General features: G+C 42.1%; 14 protein-coding genes. 12 read left to right on the top strand and 2 right to left on the bottom strand.

The window, feature by feature from the left end; genetic code table 11:
* The 6 genes from BG32_RS15280 to BG32_RS15255 all read left to right on the top strand — a co-directional run.
* Positions 1-609: DnaB-like helicase C-terminal domain-containing protein (locus BG32_RS15280; RefSeq protein WP_220660353.1), on the top strand; the 609-nt coding region annotated here is incomplete at its 5' end.
* 578 nt (positions 610-1,187) lie between these two features.
* Entirely contained in the window at positions 1,188-2,432 is a 1,245-nt protein-coding gene (locus BG32_RS15275; RefSeq protein WP_183084358.1) for a polysaccharide pyruvyl transferase family protein, read from the top strand.
* Complete coding sequence (locus tag BG32_RS15270; RefSeq protein ID WP_121527094.1) at positions 2,429-3,586, top strand: Coenzyme F420 hydrogenase/dehydrogenase, beta subunit C-terminal domain; 1,158 nt, start codon at positions 2,429-2,431, stop codon at positions 3,584-3,586. Before BG32_RS15275 ends, BG32_RS15270 begins: the two co-directional genes overlap by 4 nt.
* A 523-nt stretch (positions 3,587-4,109) precedes the next feature.
* Positions 4,110-5,642 carry a lipopolysaccharide biosynthesis protein gene (locus BG32_RS15265; RefSeq protein ID WP_121527097.1) on the top strand — a complete coding sequence of 511 codons (1,533 nt, stop codon included), beginning with the start codon at positions 4,110-4,112 and terminating at the stop codon, positions 5,640-5,642.
* A complete protein-coding gene (locus tag BG32_RS15260) occupies positions 5,639-6,634 on the top strand; it encodes a glycosyltransferase family A protein (protein ID WP_121527093.1) in 996 nt (331 codons plus the stop codon). Before BG32_RS15265 ends, BG32_RS15260 begins: the two co-directional genes overlap by 4 nt.
* A gap of 339 nt (positions 6,635-6,973) precedes the next feature.
* Complete coding sequence (locus BG32_RS15255) at positions 6,974-7,324, top strand: nuclease-related domain-containing protein (protein ID WP_121527092.1); 351 nt, start codon at positions 6,974-6,976, stop codon at positions 7,322-7,324.
* Positions 7,325-8,015: 691 nt separating this feature from the next.
* On the opposite strand, the gene BG32_RS15245 is transcribed toward BG32_RS15255, so the two are convergent.
* The gene (locus BG32_RS15245) at positions 8,016-8,663 is read right to left on the bottom strand and encodes a hypothetical protein (protein WP_121527091.1); all 648 of its coding nucleotides are present in this window, start codon (positions 8,661-8,663) and stop codon (positions 8,016-8,018) included.
* Between the two features lie 104 nt (positions 8,664-8,767).
* Positions 8,768-10,261 (bottom strand): RNA-directed DNA polymerase, encoded by a 1,494-nt coding sequence (locus BG32_RS15240; protein ID WP_121527090.1) that lies wholly within the window; start codon positions 10,259-10,261, stop codon positions 8,768-8,770.
* 834 nt (positions 10,262-11,095) lie between these two features.
* Here BG32_RS15240 and BG32_RS15235 point away from each other — a divergent pair.
* The 6 genes from BG32_RS15235 to BG32_RS15210 all read left to right on the top strand — a co-directional run.
* Positions 11,096-11,389, top strand: coding sequence for a transposase (locus BG32_RS15235; protein WP_259459805.1), 294 nt, complete (start codon positions 11,096-11,098; stop codon positions 11,387-11,389).
* A gap of 691 nt (positions 11,390-12,080) precedes the next feature.
* Positions 12,081-13,709: an AMP-binding protein gene (locus BG32_RS15230; RefSeq protein WP_220660352.1), complete on the top strand. Its 1,629-nt coding sequence runs from the start codon at positions 12,081-12,083 to the stop codon at positions 13,707-13,709.
* 3 nt (positions 13,710-13,712) lie between these two features.
* On the top strand, positions 13,713-13,955 hold the full coding sequence (locus tag BG32_RS15225) for an acyl carrier protein (RefSeq protein WP_121527089.1): 243 nt from the start codon (positions 13,713-13,715) through the stop codon (positions 13,953-13,955).
* Positions 13,956-13,967: 12 nt separating this feature from the next.
* On the top strand, positions 13,968-15,443 hold the full coding sequence (locus tag BG32_RS15220; RefSeq protein WP_121527088.1) for an MBOAT family protein: 1,476 nt from the start codon (positions 13,968-13,970) through the stop codon (positions 15,441-15,443).
* 24 nt (positions 15,444-15,467) lie between these two features.
* Positions 15,468-16,466: a hypothetical protein gene (locus tag BG32_RS15215; RefSeq protein ID WP_121527087.1), complete on the top strand. Its 999-nt coding sequence runs from the start codon at positions 15,468-15,470 to the stop codon at positions 16,464-16,466.
* Positions 16,467-16,983: 517 nt separating this feature from the next.
* Positions 16,984-17,438 (top strand): transposase (locus BG32_RS15210; protein WP_259459804.1); only part of this gene is annotated, 455 nt, incomplete at its 3' end.

Raw genomic sequence — 17,438 nt, 5'->3', positions numbered from 1 at the left:
ACTGCCTATGCAACCGTAGACAGAAGCAGGGACAATCTAGAAGAAAGGCTTCTCCAGAGGCATCGTTATTCAGAGGATTTACTGAAGGACGGAGAAGACGAATATTTCGCAATGCGCTCCCGATACAGAGAGAAGTTAAGAAGCATACCCCTCTTCTTCATAGACCTTAGAGAGTGGGGCGAGACTATTGACAAGGTCGCATATGCGATCGACGATCTGAAATGCTTTTTCAGATACGATATCTGCTTTGTCGACTACCTACAGCTCATTCGTGAGAGAGAAGGCGAACTCAAGTGGTTCAAGGAGTTGGCCACGTTTCTCCAAATGCCGATCGTTATTGCAAGCCAGCTAAAGCGAACGGTAATGAACAATCCAGGCAATCTTCCTCAAGAGAAGGACTTTCATGACTTTGAAGAGATAAACGCCTGCGCGGATACGATAATCATGCTTCATCACGAGCGTTCCTATGACGACAATGCTCCGAAAGAAGAGCTGCGGGTAATCGTTTCCAGAGACAGAGGAAAGCCCGTGAATCGCGAGACAGTCCTTCATTTCGATTGGGAAAAGTCGATGCTTATGGAAGAAGAGCAAGAATCAATAGCTAGGTAGCGGGCTTTTCAGCAACCGCCGATCTTTCCGGGAAAACGGCGATCAATTGCATCATGATATCTTCTTCCAAACTGAATCATTGATGAGCCCTTTTCTCTTTTCGGCGGACGGTGAACCTTTGACGGTCAACTATGCTTTTGACGCAACTTGCAACTGTTCCACTCACACACCCTAACGGCAGGAAGGAGACATTGACCTTCCTGCCATTTTCTTGTTTGAAACAATGATGTATGACTGAATGATTAACAAGGAAAGACTTAAACAAAGTAATGTTGTAGTGTATAATTTGATGGAGAAACGCATTGGTTTTGGTTTACCTAGTTTATTCCCTACAGACAAAGAGAAATTAATCCAACTAGTTTGGGAATTATTGATTGCATTACAATTACATTGGCTTTGTTCAGATCTTAACTAGGAAATTCACTTTTAGCGGTCGAATGCATTTTGCGATATTCTAGCTTATTGATTATTTACCAGTCATTGGCGTAATGGTGAAAAGTGGCTGTCTGTGGATATTAGTGAAATGTTGACTATAATAAATGGCAGAAGCATTCTGCCTAATCGGAGGAGATGAGCTCTTGAAGATACTCATTCGGCATATTCCAAACACTCTAAACTACGGATCTGCAATGATGGCTGAGAACCTCATTTTCTATCTTAGATCTTTGGTGAATTCGAGTTGTGAGTTCTATTGTGATTTTTCAACAGAGAATGACCTAAATAGGATGGAATTGGCCACTGGCATCTCGCCGTTGAGAATTGATGAGATTCCTGTATTGAAACCCTCTAAGGGAAACAAGATCGTAAAAGCATTTAATTTGTATAAGAGAATTAAGAATGAGATAATTAAGTACAGAGAAGAGCAAATTGACTCCATCCTAATACTGGGAGGAGATGACCTCTCTGAATACTATTCGGGCAAAGGGATAGCCATTGAACTCTATCGCTTGATGAGTCTCTCAAAATCATTTAACACATTCTTGTTGGGCCAAACAATAGGTCCGTTCCACTCATGGAGAGTTCCTCTTGCAAAGCGTTATTTACGGGGCTGCTATGTCTATACGCGCGATCCGCTGACCGTTGATTATCTGAAAGGAGATCTGAACTTGAGTAACGTTAAGGAATCAAGAGACCTTGCTTGGTTGGATCTGCCAAGGCAGAATGAGAGTAGGATTAAATCAAATATTCTAGGCAAGTATTCAATCATTGAAGGCAAATACATTACGCTAGTTCCTTCAGGTATTCTTAGACAATACTGCTCATCGGCAAGTGAATATTCCAACACTTGGACTGCAATAGTGAACTCTCTTGTCGAAAATGAAAGTTTAAAAGCAAAGAAGATAGTGCTTCTCTGTCACGTCCTAAAACCTAGAGGAGCAGACGATCGGAATGTTATAGCAGAGATTGAACAAAATCTAACAAGAAAACAGAAAGAACGTGTCATTCCTATTTACGATGCAATGCTCCCCATAGAAGCCAGGCAAATCCTTGGAAATGGGCTCTTCACGATAACTGGGCGTATGCACGCTGCAGTCTCGACTTTTCAAATGGGAAAGCCAGCGATTTCACTTTCTTATAGTGTCAAGTATAGGGGAGTAATCGGTGAGGGCCTCGGTATGAAGGACCTTGTCATTGAAGCTAGAGGAGACGATCTGTGGGAGTCAGGAAAGATTGTCGACCTAGTCATGGACAAAGTCGATTATGTCCTAAGCAATTACGATTCCCTTGTCTCCAGGATAAAACCAGCAGTTGAAAAGAACAAGAAGCTCGCAATGGGTCAGATTGAAGATATTGCCGCAAGAATAGAGGAGAAAGTTGTATGAAGCCTGCCATAGACGTAATTGGGGAAGATGCATGTGCCGGTTGCTTTGGATGTTACAATTCTTGCCCTTTCGAGGCCATCACCATGGAAATCAGCAAGAACGGGTTCTATATTCCTGTAATAGATCGGGACAAATGCACAGAATGCGGACTGTGTCAGAACCACTGTCCTGTTCTTGTTACGGACAAACCTCAAATGAAGGATTACTCACCTGCCAGTTTTGCTGCATGGTCTACTGATGAACAAGCAAGAATGGCGAGTTCTTCCGGCGGCGTATTCAGTAGCTTGGCAACAACTGTGATGTCTTCTGGAGGAACAGTGTTTGGTGCCGTCTGGAATTCATCAATGTTAGTTGAACATGTGGAAGTTTGCTCGTCTGATTCGCTTGAGTCTTTGAGAGGGTCGAAATACATGCAGAGTAATGTTGGAAAATCATTCGCAAAAGTTGCTAGTCTTATAGAGTCACGTAAGCCAGTTTTGTTTTCCGGAACGCCCTGCCAGGTTGCAGCATTGAACACGTTTGTCAAAAGTGATTTGCTGATAACAGTTGACGTCATCTGTCACGGGGTTCCGTCAATTGTTGCATTTCAAAAATACCTTGAGGAAAAAAGAGGTGAGAAGAAAGTTAAAAGGGTTAGCTTTAGGGACAAAAGAACAGGCTGGTCTAGATTCAGTTTTTTAATTGAGTATGATGACGGTAGCATCTATACAAGAAGATTCACATTTGATGACTTTTGCTGGGGTTTCAACAATAACTTTTATCTGAACAACATATGTTATGAATGTCCATTTTCGAGATTGCCGAGGCAGAGCGACATTACGCTTGGTGATTTCTGGGGAGTACCAAGAGAACTCACAGATGAGAGAGGAGTCTCAGCCGTTATCATAAACAGTGCTAAGGGCGAAGAGCTCTTTAGCAGGGTTTTCGGAATAGAAAGGGTTCCAGTGAATCTTGACATGGTTGCTAAGGGTAATCCAAGGCTTACTAGCGGTGAACAGATGCGCCCTCAATCGAGAGAGAAGTTGCTTGAGGAGTTGTCAGAGAAGGATTTTGCATATATTGCAGGCAAATATCTTAAGCATCCTGGTGAATTCAAATCATTTGCGAAAGGGTGTGTTTATCGCCTATTGAGAAAGATGAAGCTTAAGAAATAATCCATGTAATGGTTCGTCATGTGGGAGAAGCATTCCCAGTGTAATACGGCTTTCTGTCTCATTTGTCAATCTTCTTGTAAGTACTGAAACGGCTGAATCAGAAACGTAAGATTATCTCTGGCGAGTTAACAGCTCACAAGAACAGATCTCAATCTTCAGGACATTTGGTAATTCATGAATTCAAGCATCTTTTTCAGCCTCTCGGATCGTCTGTCAGTTCAAATTAACAAAGACTCTCGTAATCTGTTATACCATTTTCACGGTGAGCAGTCGCAAATGAGTTTTAGATGTAGTAAGTCGTTTTTTTTGGAATTAGGTGTTTGCTCGTTCGAAGAGCATCTGAGTCGATTCTAATGAAGCTACGAGCAAAATCAGTTTTCAAGAAATCAGAGAATCGTTCTTTTGGGTTCAAGTTGTATGAGCAAATATAGAGACTGAAGAGAGCATGCTTCTGATGATTCCAATTATTCGATGGCCACATTTCGAGGAGAGAACATGACTTCATTTGAAAGAGATGGATTTGATGAGTAGGGTTGCATATGCATCGAGAAACATAATGTTTGGATATTTAGGAAGCATAGTTACACTCACCGCCAGCTTTATCTCAAGATCTGTCTTCATATATACACTGGGAGTCACTTATCTGGGGGTAAATGGGCTCTTCACAAGCGTTCTTTCCGTTCTTTCCCTTGCAGAGCTAGGGGTAGGAACAGCTATGAATTTCAGTTTATATAAACCTGTTGCTTTAGGGGACATTGAGACTATAAAAGCTCTTATGAAACTCTACAGGCGAGCTTACAAAGCAATCGCACTGATAATTGCCCTCTTGGGCCTAAGTGCTGTTCCTTTTCTGAAATTCATAATTAAGGAACCGGGAAGTATTACTATGAACGAACTCACAATATACTACCTTGTGTTCTTATTCAACACTGTAAGCACTTATTTTGTTGCGTACAAATACAGTCTGTCAAACGCCGAACAAAAAAACTATATACAGACGAATATTCATGCTGTAACCCGAATAGTCTCACTTGGAGTTCAAATCGTGGTTCTTTTGATGTTTAAGAGTTTTCTAGTCTATTTGCTTACTGGTGCAGCCATTGAATTGCTGCAAAAAATCTATGTTAGTCTCTTCTTCAATAGAATGTATCCATACTTGCTTGATAACAACGTAAAAGAATTAACTAAGGACCAAAAGAAGCCCATCATAACAAATATCAAGGCGCTTATGATTCACAAGATAGGCTCCATTAGCGTTCACCAGACAGACAACATAATAATCTCTTCCTTCATAAATGTAGCGACCGTTGGGCTGCTCTCAAACTACAATTTGATCATTACGGGGATAACTGGATTCATAAACATAATATTCAACTCAGTAATTTCTGGGTTCGGAAATCTAGTTGCTACTGAAAGCAAAGAAAGACAATACTATCTTTTCAAAGTATATAGGTTTTTGGGTTTTTGGTTGTATGGATTCACTTCAATCGCTTTTCTAATTCTAATAACGCCATTCATACAATTATGGATTGGGAAAGAAATGATTCTTCCCAACATTGTTATCTTTTTGATCATTGCCAACTACTATTTCATGGGCCATAGAATTGTAATCAACAATTTCAAGACTGCTGCAGGAATTTTCGATTCCGACAAATATATATCACTTGTTCAAGCGGCAGTCAATCTGGTAGTTTCCATTTTACTTGTCCAGAAGATAGGGCTTCCGGGTATTTTTATCGGTACAGTAGTGCAGGGTTTAATATCAACATTCACTAGGCCATTCATTGTCTTTAGACAAGCCTTTGGTAGGAATGGAATAGAATACTACATTGACTCGTTGAAGTACTTATTTCCAATAGTCATTGCAACTGTTTTGCTGAATTTCTTGAAGAACATTATTTGGGTGCAAAACTCAATTTTGGAATTCATCGTTCTATTTGTCTTGGTAATGATAATACCTAATGCCTTATTCTTAATAAGTTTTGGGAGGTCGAGTGAATTCAATTATCTTAAGAATATCGTTCTTGCAAAGATCAGAAAGGGGAAAAAGTCTTGAAGAAGCCTTTGGTAAGCATCATCACTCCTTGTTGGAATGGAGAGGAATATGTCGCAAGATATTTCGAATCTATACTAGCTCAAACCTATGACTGTATTGAAGTAATATTCGTCAATGATGGCTCGACGGATAGGACAGAAGAAATAGCGTTAATGTACGGCGATAGACTGAAGAATAAGGGATATGGATTCACTTACATATTTCAGGAAAATTCAGGTCAAGCCGCAGCGCTAAACGCAGGGCTGAAGATCTTCAAAGGCGACTATTTGACGTGGCCCGACAGTGACGACTTTCTAACACCAAACTCTGTTGAAAAGAGGGTAGTGTTTCTTGAATACAATAGAGAGTTTGGCTTTGTACGAAGTGACGGTTATTTGTACGAAGAGTCTGATCTAAGAAGACCAAAGGGATTCATCTCCGGGAGGAACCCAAATCGTTTCAATGACAAACTTTTCGATGATTTGGTTCTTGAAAGAACTTTCGTTGCAAATGGTTGCTATTTAGTTCGGACAGATGAGTTATTGAAAGTGAATCCTAACAGAAAGATACATGAATCTAGGGCTGGTCAGAATTGGCAAATGCTCCTCCCCCTTTCGTTTTCATCACGATGTGGATTTATCGATGAACCCCTATACTGTGTGGTAATTAGAAACAGAAGTCACTCAAGAGCCCACTCCACCCTCAAACAACAAATCGAAAGGACGTATGAGCTTAAGCATCTTTTGGAATATGTTGTATTTTCTCTTAATGTTGATGTGTATGAATACCAAAGAATTATCGAAGAAAAGTACTCTCACAGACTTCTTAGATTGGCTGGAAATTATGGAGACCCTGCTCTTGCAAAGAAGTCCTTGCAATACTTAAAAAAATTTAATTCTGTAGGCAGAGTCGACAGACTCTATTACTTGATGAGCTTAACCCCAATTACAAGATTACTTGGTAAATGCATTTTTCGTACTAAACAGCTACTTGCACACAAATCACGCTTCTGAATCCCTTTTGTTTCTTATGGACAAGAATACTTTTAGGGACAGAATACTTTTAGGGACTCCATTATTTACAGTCCGGTAACGTAGTTCTCTTTAAATTGGATCAGTTTTCCGTCCTCGGTTCTGCGAGAAGATCCCGTACGGACCTTCGGGATTGCCTCCATTTCTGACATTACTGTGATGCTTAGAGCAGTTGTAAGTTCAGCAATTTCAAATGGTAGAATTCTGTTGTTGATTTTCTTTCTTTTTTCTTCTGGGGAATCTGCTCGACTAAGGGAGTCGATTTTTTTCGTATGAATGGAGTATCGATTGTCTTTGTGGGTATCCCATGGGAGGTAATGAATGACCTTAAGTGCGTTTCTTTCTGTAATCGTACTTCTGGCAATTGGCTTCGTAGTTTTTAATATCCTAAGCATCTATCTGAAATACAGGAAATCTTCGTATAAGGATGCGAGCGGCAACTCCTTTCTGCAGATTCTTTTCGATAAGGGAAACTACGGCGAGTTTCTTATCTTTTCCAGGCTCGAGAAACTGGAAAGGCATCACCGGCTGCTGACGAACGTCTATCTTCCAAAGTCGGATGGATCGACTACGGAGATAGATATTCTGATGATAGCTGAAACCGGGATTTATGTCTTTGAATCGAAGAATTACAGCGGCTGGATCTTTGGTGATGAGAAGGGGAGAAACTGAGGTTCTTTAGGGACAGACTCCATTATTTACATTCCGGTAATATAGTTCTTCATTCAGTCAAAACAGGTCCGATGTCAACGGTTCTCCGTCCTCCGACGAGACAGTTTTTGCCCCGGGGAATACCTTGGTATAGACTCCGTTATTTACATTAGTTTTATATTGCTTTTCATTTAATTAGAACTGGTCCGCAGTCACCGGTTCTCCGACAAAAACGACGAAGCCGGATCTAGACTTTCAGAGAAACGATGTATAAGTGAGGAATACCGGGAATTGGCTATGTGTCTTTTGCTATAATCTGAAGTGAAGCTTGACGTGATACAAAAATGGGTAAAGACATTAGAAGACTTGTCACTCCCCATTTTTGCTTACATTTCCTCAGTTAGAGGTGATGATGATGCCGAGGGCTGCTCGGGTTGTATTCGAAGGTGTTGTTCATCACATTACTCAGAGAGGTAATTACAGGCAGAACATATTTGAGGATTCTGCCGACAGGAAGAAGTACAAGTAGAGAGGATAGATAACGCTGCTCATATGGATGTTGCGATAGGGAAGTTCTATCCCAGGGTGAGGTTAAATGGAGTAAGACTGCCATTTTGCATCCTGATTACACTCGACGATGGTAAATCGACTCATTGAAGCATTTGTTGTGAAGTTCGAATTTGCCTCAGTTAAGCGATTACATCGACTAAACCTATTTGTGCATACCTCCACTCTGTTTCTGGAGTCGCTCCAGACTTAGGATCCCAATCGTCAATTTGCTTACATAAGGAGCAACGAGAAAGCCGGAGGCTGTAAGCATCAGTATAACAGATGCCGCGTCAAAACTCGTGATCTTCAATATACTGAGCACTGAAAAGACTGTGAATGCCATAGAAATTATGCGAGCTGTTATTGCAAAGCCGTCCACCAGCTTCTTTGAAGCAGCTTTCTTACCAGCGATGACGGAGTTGGTTCTAGCTTTCCTAAGAGAGTAGTATTCAAGGACCTCTTCCGGAAACTCACTCACCAAGTTCAGATCTTCATCTTCAAACGTAATCCTAACTATTTCGGGTACACTTGTATTTACAGTTGGCGGAAAAACCAAATAATAAGGGATTCCCTTCCCGAGCGCTCTTCTGAAAGATTCGATCTGTGTTCTTCCAAACCGTTCTTTGGAATGTGATTTCTTGCTCTTTATTTCGAAAACCATCAATACTTCTCTAGTAATTGGATCTACAATTCCGAGATCTACACGAAGATTTTCACTTATAGGATGCTCAATGGAAAAGGACTCTTCAGGATAACCGTGAGCTTTAAGATAGTTAATTAGCAAGTTGAAAGTGGACTTTTCTAACCCCATGTCTCATCTCCTTTTCTAAGAGCGGAGCATTCTACTTAAAGAAACCAGAAAAGTGTTTACCCTAAACATTGGCATACTGAAAGCATGTAAATGCCTCATCGAATCTAGGTAAGTGACGCGTTATACTGGTTATTTTCACGAACGGAGCAATTAATCAAGATTTCTGATAGCTCATTCTTGTCTTTCGGAATCGCTTCAAAGAAACTCACTTTTTTCTTCATCAGTAACCTTGCAAAGCCATTGATCTTGAAAGCTTTTTTTCGATCAAGAGATATTTGATAGTTTGTTAGCCAATTCGTGGTCTTCTCACCGATTTCATTCAGATCATGTTTCGGATTGAGTACTTGTTTCCCTGTTGCTACCAAGTTGACTATTAGCGCTGTTGAAAGCGACTCCCTGACTTCTAGTATCTTGCTAATGCATTCCTCTGACAGCGAAATGTCTAGCGCAGTTGCAGAGAAAAGGCACCATGCAAGCTCGTAGCCGTTGCGTGGCCGAACGTTTTTGTCAATAATCCGTTCAAGTACCTCTTTGACTTTTTCCTTGTCTAGCCTGTCAAAGTTGGAAAGTAGCAAGCTCAAGACTGCTGGAAAGGAGCGCGGCTCAACTGCCAACGTTCGCAAAAGAATCGACTCAAAGACGTCGTAATTATCCTTCTTAACAGTCCAATTGCTTATCCTCTTCAGAGCAAAAAGCAAGACGGCACTAGTTGGAAATTGCTTAGAGTATTCAAATGCTCTACTGAAAAAGGCAACAAGAATCTCCTTCTCGTTCTTCGTGCCATCGATGAGGCTATTGCTTGTCTCCTTGAGATCACTAACCCAAGGGTCCTCAAGACTGTACGGGAAATGTCTAATCTCCGTCTTCAATGTATTAAGATCAAGTCTAAACTGTGAAAGTGTATCCTGCAGATTGTAGTAGAATGTTTGAGCTTCGTTAGCATCGTCAAAGTAGAACCGATAGTCATCGATGAATCTCTTGCCTTTGATCTTCGCATGCGTTTTTGTGATCTCATGGTCAATGTGACAACCGATTATTTCAGAAACAACCAAAGAAGTATAAGGACCTATCGGTATCCCAATTGTCTCATTATTCTGACACAGTCTTATTGCTTGATCAATGTTGTTCCCGGGCGTGTCAGCATTGTGATTCTTTTGTGCTTCCTCCTTACCCTCAAGTGCCCATGGTATTGCGTGAGAATATATTGATCCGTAGTATTTAGATACATCTGCGACCAGTTCGAAACGACTTCCATATGACTCCAAAATGCACTTTTCATTGAATTCTCCAAAATTCGACAATGGATTTGTAGACTCAGGCCATTGACCTTTCTCAAACAAAACAGGGGAAGACTCGCTAATCAATGACTTCCTATATTCATCTTCAAGTCTTGACCAGTTCTCATCCAAAACGAGACAGAGATTTAGGAAATGCATAGGATCTGGTACCCTCATTATTCTTCTACCCATTCCATATTTTGGAGATGAATAAGAAAAGCACTGCGTCGCACAGTTCGATTTCTTACATATTGAATCTCGAAAAGCATCCTTATTGTCAACGACTACGCTGCCAAACTCCTTGGTTGAAAAAACGAGCATCAGGACCTTCAGGGACAGACTCCATTATTTTCATTGCCGTAACCTAGTTCTTCTTTCAGGATGGCAATGCAAAGTGAGAAGAAGATAAAGACGATACAAGAGGAGATATCTATCATCTTTCTGCTGCAATATTGGAACGCGACGAGGTATGACTTTCCCCATGTTCGTAGGTCTTCATTTCGTGGAAACGAAGAATAAGCGAAAGATGCTTAGGAATAATAGGGACAGACTCCATTATTTACAGTGCCGTAACACCGTTCTTCTTTCAGGATAGCAATGCAAAGTGAGAAGAAGATAAAGAGGACACAAGAAGAGATATCTTTCTGCTGCAATATTGGAACGCGAGGAGGTATGACGTTTCCCAGGTTCGAGAAAATAATAGGGACAGACTCCATTATTTACATTGGCGTAACAGCGTTCTTCATTCAAATAGAACGGGTCTGCCGTCAACGGTTCTCCGTCCACCGCTAAGTAAACGAGAAATCCCGTATAGGAACATTGCGAGATACTTGTAGGGACAGGACAGACTCCATTATTTACATTGCCGAAATCTCGTTTTTCTTTCAGGATGGCAATGCAAAGTGAAAAGAAGATAAAGAGGACACAAGAAGAGATATCTTTTTGCCGCGATATTGGACTGCGAGGAGGTATTTTGCTCCCGAGGTTTGTCAGTATTCGTTTCGAGGAAACGAAGAATAAGCGAGAGATGCTAGAGAATGGGCGATATGTCTTTTGCTATAATCTGAAGTGAAGCTGACGTGATGCAAAAATGAGTACAGACATTGGAAGATTTGTCAATCCCCATTTTTGCGAACATTTCCGCAGTTAGAGGTGATGATGATGCCGAGGGCTGCTCGGGTTGTATTCGAAGGTGTTGTTCATCACATTACTCAGAGAGGTAATTACAGGCAGAACATATTTGAGGATTCTGCCGACAGGAAGAAGTACATCCAGTTCGTCGGCGAGTATTCTGGAAAGTATCAGATGAAGATCTACGCTTACTGTCTTATGACCAATCATGTTCATTTCCTAGCGGCTCCCCTAAGAAGAGATTCCCTGGCAATGACTTTCAAGTATGCTAATATGAGGTACTCCAGCTACTTCAATAAGAAGAATCGGAGATCGTAGTACTTTTTTAGGGACAGACTCCATTATTTACATTAGCGTAATGTCGTTTTTCGTTCAATTGGAACATGTCTACCCCAGAAGGTTCTCCATTTTCCGGAGCTGGCAGGATACTGAATCATACACTCTCATGACTGGATACCTTTAGGGGATACCTTTAGGGACAGACTCCATTATTTTCATGGCCGTAACATCGTTCTTTTTCAGGATAGCAATGCAAAGTGAGAAGAAGATAGAGACGATACAAGAGATATCTTTTTGCCGCGATATTGGCGTGCGAGAAGGTTTGACGTTTCCCAGGTCCGTAAGGCTTTATTTCGATGAAAAGATGAAGAATGTAGAGATGTAAGAGAATCGACGAAATGTGTTTTGCTATAATCTGAGATGGCTTGACCTGATGCAAAAATGGGTACAGACATTAATGACTTGTTAACTGTTGATATATAGCTATTGCTTGAATTCAAAGGGATGCTTTTTTCTACAATGATGGTGGCAGTCAGGGAGAAGGTAGAGACTCTTTGTCTGTAGGATTCCTTGTGAAGGAAAAAGACGAGTACTGTACTACGCAGCTCTTAAAATCTGCGAAGCATCGGTCAAAGCCGTGTTTTTCCCGGGAGGGTATCCTTACAATTGCCATCGTGTTATAATTTTCATACTTCAATCTAGTTTAAACATCATTCAGCGGGTGATCTGATTGGAGAACGATTTGATTCACAATTGGCAGTTCAATATCGGTCATATCTGTACGAAGCAGCAATGCAACAGGGGTCTTCAGGACAGGGTTGCGATGCGCTTCATTTCTCAGGCTCTTGATAGGACCGATTACACTTTCTGCGATCTTGAGAGAAACAGCAACAGGTTCGCCAACACCTTGCTGGAACTAGGCCTTTCGGAGGGAGACATAATCTTCTCCTTCCTTCCAAGGACTCCCGAGCAGTTCTTCTCATTTTTGGGTATTCTAAAGATCAAGGCGATAGCTGGAACACTATTCTCCTCTTTCGGAGAAGATGCCCTGCTGGATAGGCTAGGAGACTCGAAGGCCAAATGCCTCATCACACGAAAAAGCTCTATGAAGAAGATAAACAGAATCAGAGACCGTTTGCCTGACCTTAAATACATAATTCTCACAGATATCCCCAGACACGAAAGCCCGGACATACTGAGCTACAGCCAGCTAACGCAAAACGCTTCGGATCTATTTGCTGTTCCGCAGACGGGACCGGAAACACCCTCGGTTTTACATTACACTTCCGGCTCCACCGGAAAGCCGAAGGGCGTACTCCATCTACACAGGAGCGTCCTCCACCAGAGCTCGACGAGTAAAGAGATACTGAATCTCACAGATAAAGACATATTCTGGTGCACGGCTGACCAGGGCTGGGTAACCGGAACCTCATACGGAATAATCGGACCATGGAGCCTCGGTGTCACACAGGTTCATTATGCCGGAGGATATGATCCGGCTCTCTGGTTCGAGATACTTGAGCGTGAAGGGATAACAATCTGGTACACCGCTCCGACTGCCCTTAGAATGCTCATGCAGCAGAGCGATGATTTCTTCGACGATTACGACCTGTCTAACTTGAAATACATATTCAGCGTGGGCGAGCCGCTTAACCCCGAGATCGTTCACTGGTCTAGAAGAGTGCTCAAGAAGGAGATATACGACACCTGGTTCCAGACGGAGACGGGCGGTATAATGATCTCGAACAGGCCCGGCCTCACCGTAAAGCCCGGCTCTATGGGCAAGCCCGTTGGTTCGATCGAGGCGGCGATCATAGAAGACAACGGCACGATCCAGCCCCAAGACAAGAGGGGAAATCTCTGCCTTAAACCGGGCTGGTCTTCGATGTTCAGCACCTATCTCAACAACCGAGAAGCCTACGAAAGCAAATTCAAGAAAGGCTTTTATTACTCTGGAGATACGGCGTATATCGACGGGGAAGGCTACTACTGGTTCACAGGCAGGAGCGACGACGTGATAAACACGGCGGGGCATCTTATAAGTCCTTTCGAAATAGAGAGCGCTCTGCTTGAGATACCCGAGATAGCCGAATCGGGAGTCATAGGGGCGCCTGACGACCTCCTCTTCGAGAAAGTAGTCGCGTTCGTGGCTCTGAAAGAAAACCAGGAATGGACGAAAGACCTCGAACTGAAGATACGCATAAAAGTATCCAACAAAGTATCGACAATAGCCACACCGCAGGAGATCATAGTCGTAGATTCCGTGCCGAAGAACAAAAGCGGAAAGATAATGAGAAGAGTATTGAAGGCGATCTACAAGGGAGAAGATCCCGGAGACCTATCCACAATGGAGGATTGAGACATGACCACATTTGAAAGATTGAACGAAATATTCTGCGAGGTGTTCGACGACGACACGATCGAGCTGAAACCGGAGATGACGGCGAACGATGTCGACGGCTGGGATTCGCTGTCTCACGTGAACCTTATTCTCGCGATCGAGACGAAATTCGCCATAACATTCGGCCAGAAAGAGCTCCTCACATTCAGAAACGTGGGAGACCTGTACAAAAGCATAGAGAAAAAACTGGAGTCCAGAAAATAGGGGGGGCGCTAGATGTTCTTCAACTCTATCGAGTACTTTCTCTTCCTGCCTGCCATATATCTTATATTCTACTTCACGCCCGACAGGTTCAGGTGGATAGTCTTGCTTTCGGGAAGCATATTCTTCTATGCCTCCCTAATGCATCCGTATCTTCTGCTGGTTCTCTTCGGCGTGATGCTTGCAACCTATGTATTTGGCAAACTCATCGCCGCCAGAAGCGAAGAGAAAGAAAAGAAGAGACTCTTCTGGATCGGAACGAGTATGAACCTCGCGATACTTGTCGGAATGAAATACCTTCCCTTCATAACGGAGAATCTGGATCTTCTCCTGAAAGCGATCTTTGGAAAGAGTGTCATTCCGATATGTCCGGTAATAGTCTCAATAGGTGTTTCGTTTTATGTCTTTCAAGCTATCTCGTATCTGAACGATATCTATCTTGAGATACAGGAGCCGGAAAGACACTTCGGCTATTTTGCTTTGTACATTAGCTTCTTTCCCAAGATACTACAGGGACCTATCGAAAGAGCTAACTCTCTCCTCCCACAGCTGAAGAAACCATACGAATTCAACTATGACAACATGCGTTCGGGCATGTTGCTCTTCACCTGGGGATTGTTTAAGAAAGTAGTAATCGCAGATAGACTGGCGGTGCTGGTCAACACGGTCTATGGAAACGTGAGCGCCTACACTGGTCTCCCCCTAATAGTGGCGACCTACGCCTACGCGATACAGATATACATGGACTTCTCGGGCTACACAGACATGGCTCTGGGAACTGCGAGATTGTTCAACATAAACCTGACCGACAACTTCAACAGACCTTATCTGGCAACGAGCGTGGCACAATTCTGGAGGAGATGGCACATCTCCTTCTCAAGCTGGCTACAGGATTATCTATTCAAACCATTGCAGATGAGAATGAGAAACTGGAAGAGCTGGGGATCTGTAATTGCCCTGCTGATAACCTTCTTCATCTCGGGCCTCTGGCACGGAGCAGCCTGGACATTCGTTATATGGGGGCTCCTCCACGGTCTGTACATGGCTGCTGCAGTTCTATACAAACCTCTGCAGAAGAAGATATACAAAAAGCTCAAACTCAACGGCACAAAGATTCTCAAACTCTGGAAGACATTCATAACCTTCAACCTCGTGAGTTTCGCATGGATATTCTTCAGGGCCAAGAGCCTGGGGGATTCAGGATGGATAATAACTAAGCTATTCACAGGCCTGAGAGAACAACTCGGATCTCTGTCAGTACTGACTGAATCGCTAAAGCTTGGACTTGGTAAGTTTGATTTAGCTGTCATTGCCGTCTCTTTGGTAATTGTGATGGTTTTCGAGTTCACAAATAAAGCAAATAACGAGCACCTTTTAAGATTGCAGCAGAAACCTATCTATCTCAGATGGATTGTTTACTACTTGCTTGTCATGTGGGTAGCTCTTTTCAGTGCGACTGGATCGCAGGAATTCGTCTATTTCAGGTTTTAGTTAGGAAGGAGATCGTAAAAATCGATGAAACTCTTCGTGATGAAACTACTCATATTTATTTCTCCCTTTTTGCTAATTGTTGGTCTCGGTATAATCATTGATCCATTCAAAGTTTTCTTTTATCATGAGGAATTCTACGAAGGAAATTTTGTTGGTTTGAATAGAGAGATGGTTTGCCTAAAATTGTTTGAAAGAAACAACAGTAGTCAGCAGTACAATTCTTTCATTTTTGGTAACTCGCGCTCACAGGCTTTCAAAGTATCTGATTGGTTGAACTATTTACCTCCTAACAGTGTAGGATTTCATTTTGATGCTTCTGGTGAGGGGTTGTATGGTATTTTCAACAAGCTTAGGTTTATAGATAAATGTGGGAACATGATAGAAAATGTGATAATTGTGTTAGATGACGATACAATGGATAGAACTGAAAATAGGGAAGGTCACCTTTTTATCTCTCCCCCAACACTCTCCGGGGAGTGTGTTCTTGACTATTATCTTGCGTTCATAAAGGCCAGCCTTAACCCTAGGTTTCTAATAGGATATTTTGACTATTCTTTGTTTGGTATATATAGGGAGTACATGAGTAACCTTTTCAATAAGTCAGAGTATTACCACATATCAAATAACATAACTGGTGATCTTATGTACGGTTATGATAAGATGATACAAAATGATGAAAAGGCTTATTATGATAGATTAATTGAAGAAGGAGTCTTTTATGCCAGAGAGAAAGTTAGTAATATCAAGCACCAGGTGACCAATGAAGAACTGATTTTACTTCAAAAGATACATGACATATTAGCCTCTCATCAAACTGATTATCGAATTGTTATCTCTCCGCTTTATGATCAAATACCTTTTACCGCAGAACGCATGCAAAACCTAAAAAACATCTTTGATGAAGATAAAATATTTGATTTTTCCGGTGTCAACGAATTCACGGAATCGATTTACAATTATTATGAAGATAGCCATTACAGACCTCATGTGGCAAGAAGAATTCTGGAGATAATATACGACTAGAACACATTTTTGGAGAGGATTTTTCTGGATCTTTAGGGACAGATTTTTCTGGATCTTTAGGGACTCCATTATTTACATTATCGTAACGGAGATCTTCATTCAATAGGAGCAACTCACTTGCAATGGTTCTCCGTTCTCTGAGAAGAGCAAAAATGGCATAAGAGCCTGGTCTAGGCTGTCAGAGAAACGATGCGGATCTTTAGGGACACGGATCTTTAGGGACAGACTCTATTATTTACATTGATCTTTAGGGACAGACTCTATTATTTACATTTGTGTAATATTGTTCTTCATTCATTTAGAACAGGTCCGACGTCACCGGTTCTCCGTCCTCCGACAAAAACGACCAAGCCGGGTCTAAACTGTCAGAGAAAGGATGTATAGGTGAGGAATACAGAGAATCTGCAATGTGTTTTACTATAATCTGAGATGAACCTTGACGTGATGCAAAAATGTGTACAGACATTAGAAGACTTGTCAGTCCCCATTTTTGCGAACATTTCCTCAGTTCGAGGTGATGATGATGCCGAGGTCTGCTCGGGTTGTATTCGAAGGTGTTGTTCATCACATTACTCAGAGAGGTAATTACAGGCAGAACATATTTGAGGATTCTGCCGACAGGAAGAAGTACATTGAGTTCGTCGGCGAGTATTCTATAAAGTATCAGATGAAGATCTACGCTTACTGTCTCATGACCAACCATGTTCATTTCCTAGCGGCTCCCCTAAGAAGAGATTCCCTGGCGATGACTTTCAAGTACGCTAATATGAGGTACTCCAGCTACTTCAACAAGAAGAACCGGAGATCGGGTCATCTCTGGCAGGGAAGGTTCTATTCCTGTCCGCTGCATCATGATCACGCTCTTGAAGCGTTGAGGTATGTTGAGAGAAATCCCGTTCGTGCGAAGATGGTTCGGTTTCCCTGGGAGTATGAATGGTCGAGCGCGAGAGAACATGTGGGATTTATTGAGGA

This window comes from Mesotoga sp. HF07.pep.5.2.highcov (assembly GCF_003666285.1).
GTDB lineage: Bacteria > Thermotogota > Thermotogae > Petrotogales > Kosmotogaceae > Mesotoga > Mesotoga prima.
The sequence above is the reverse complement of the archived record's forward strand: the minus strand, read 5'-3'. Positions and strand labels throughout refer to the sequence as shown.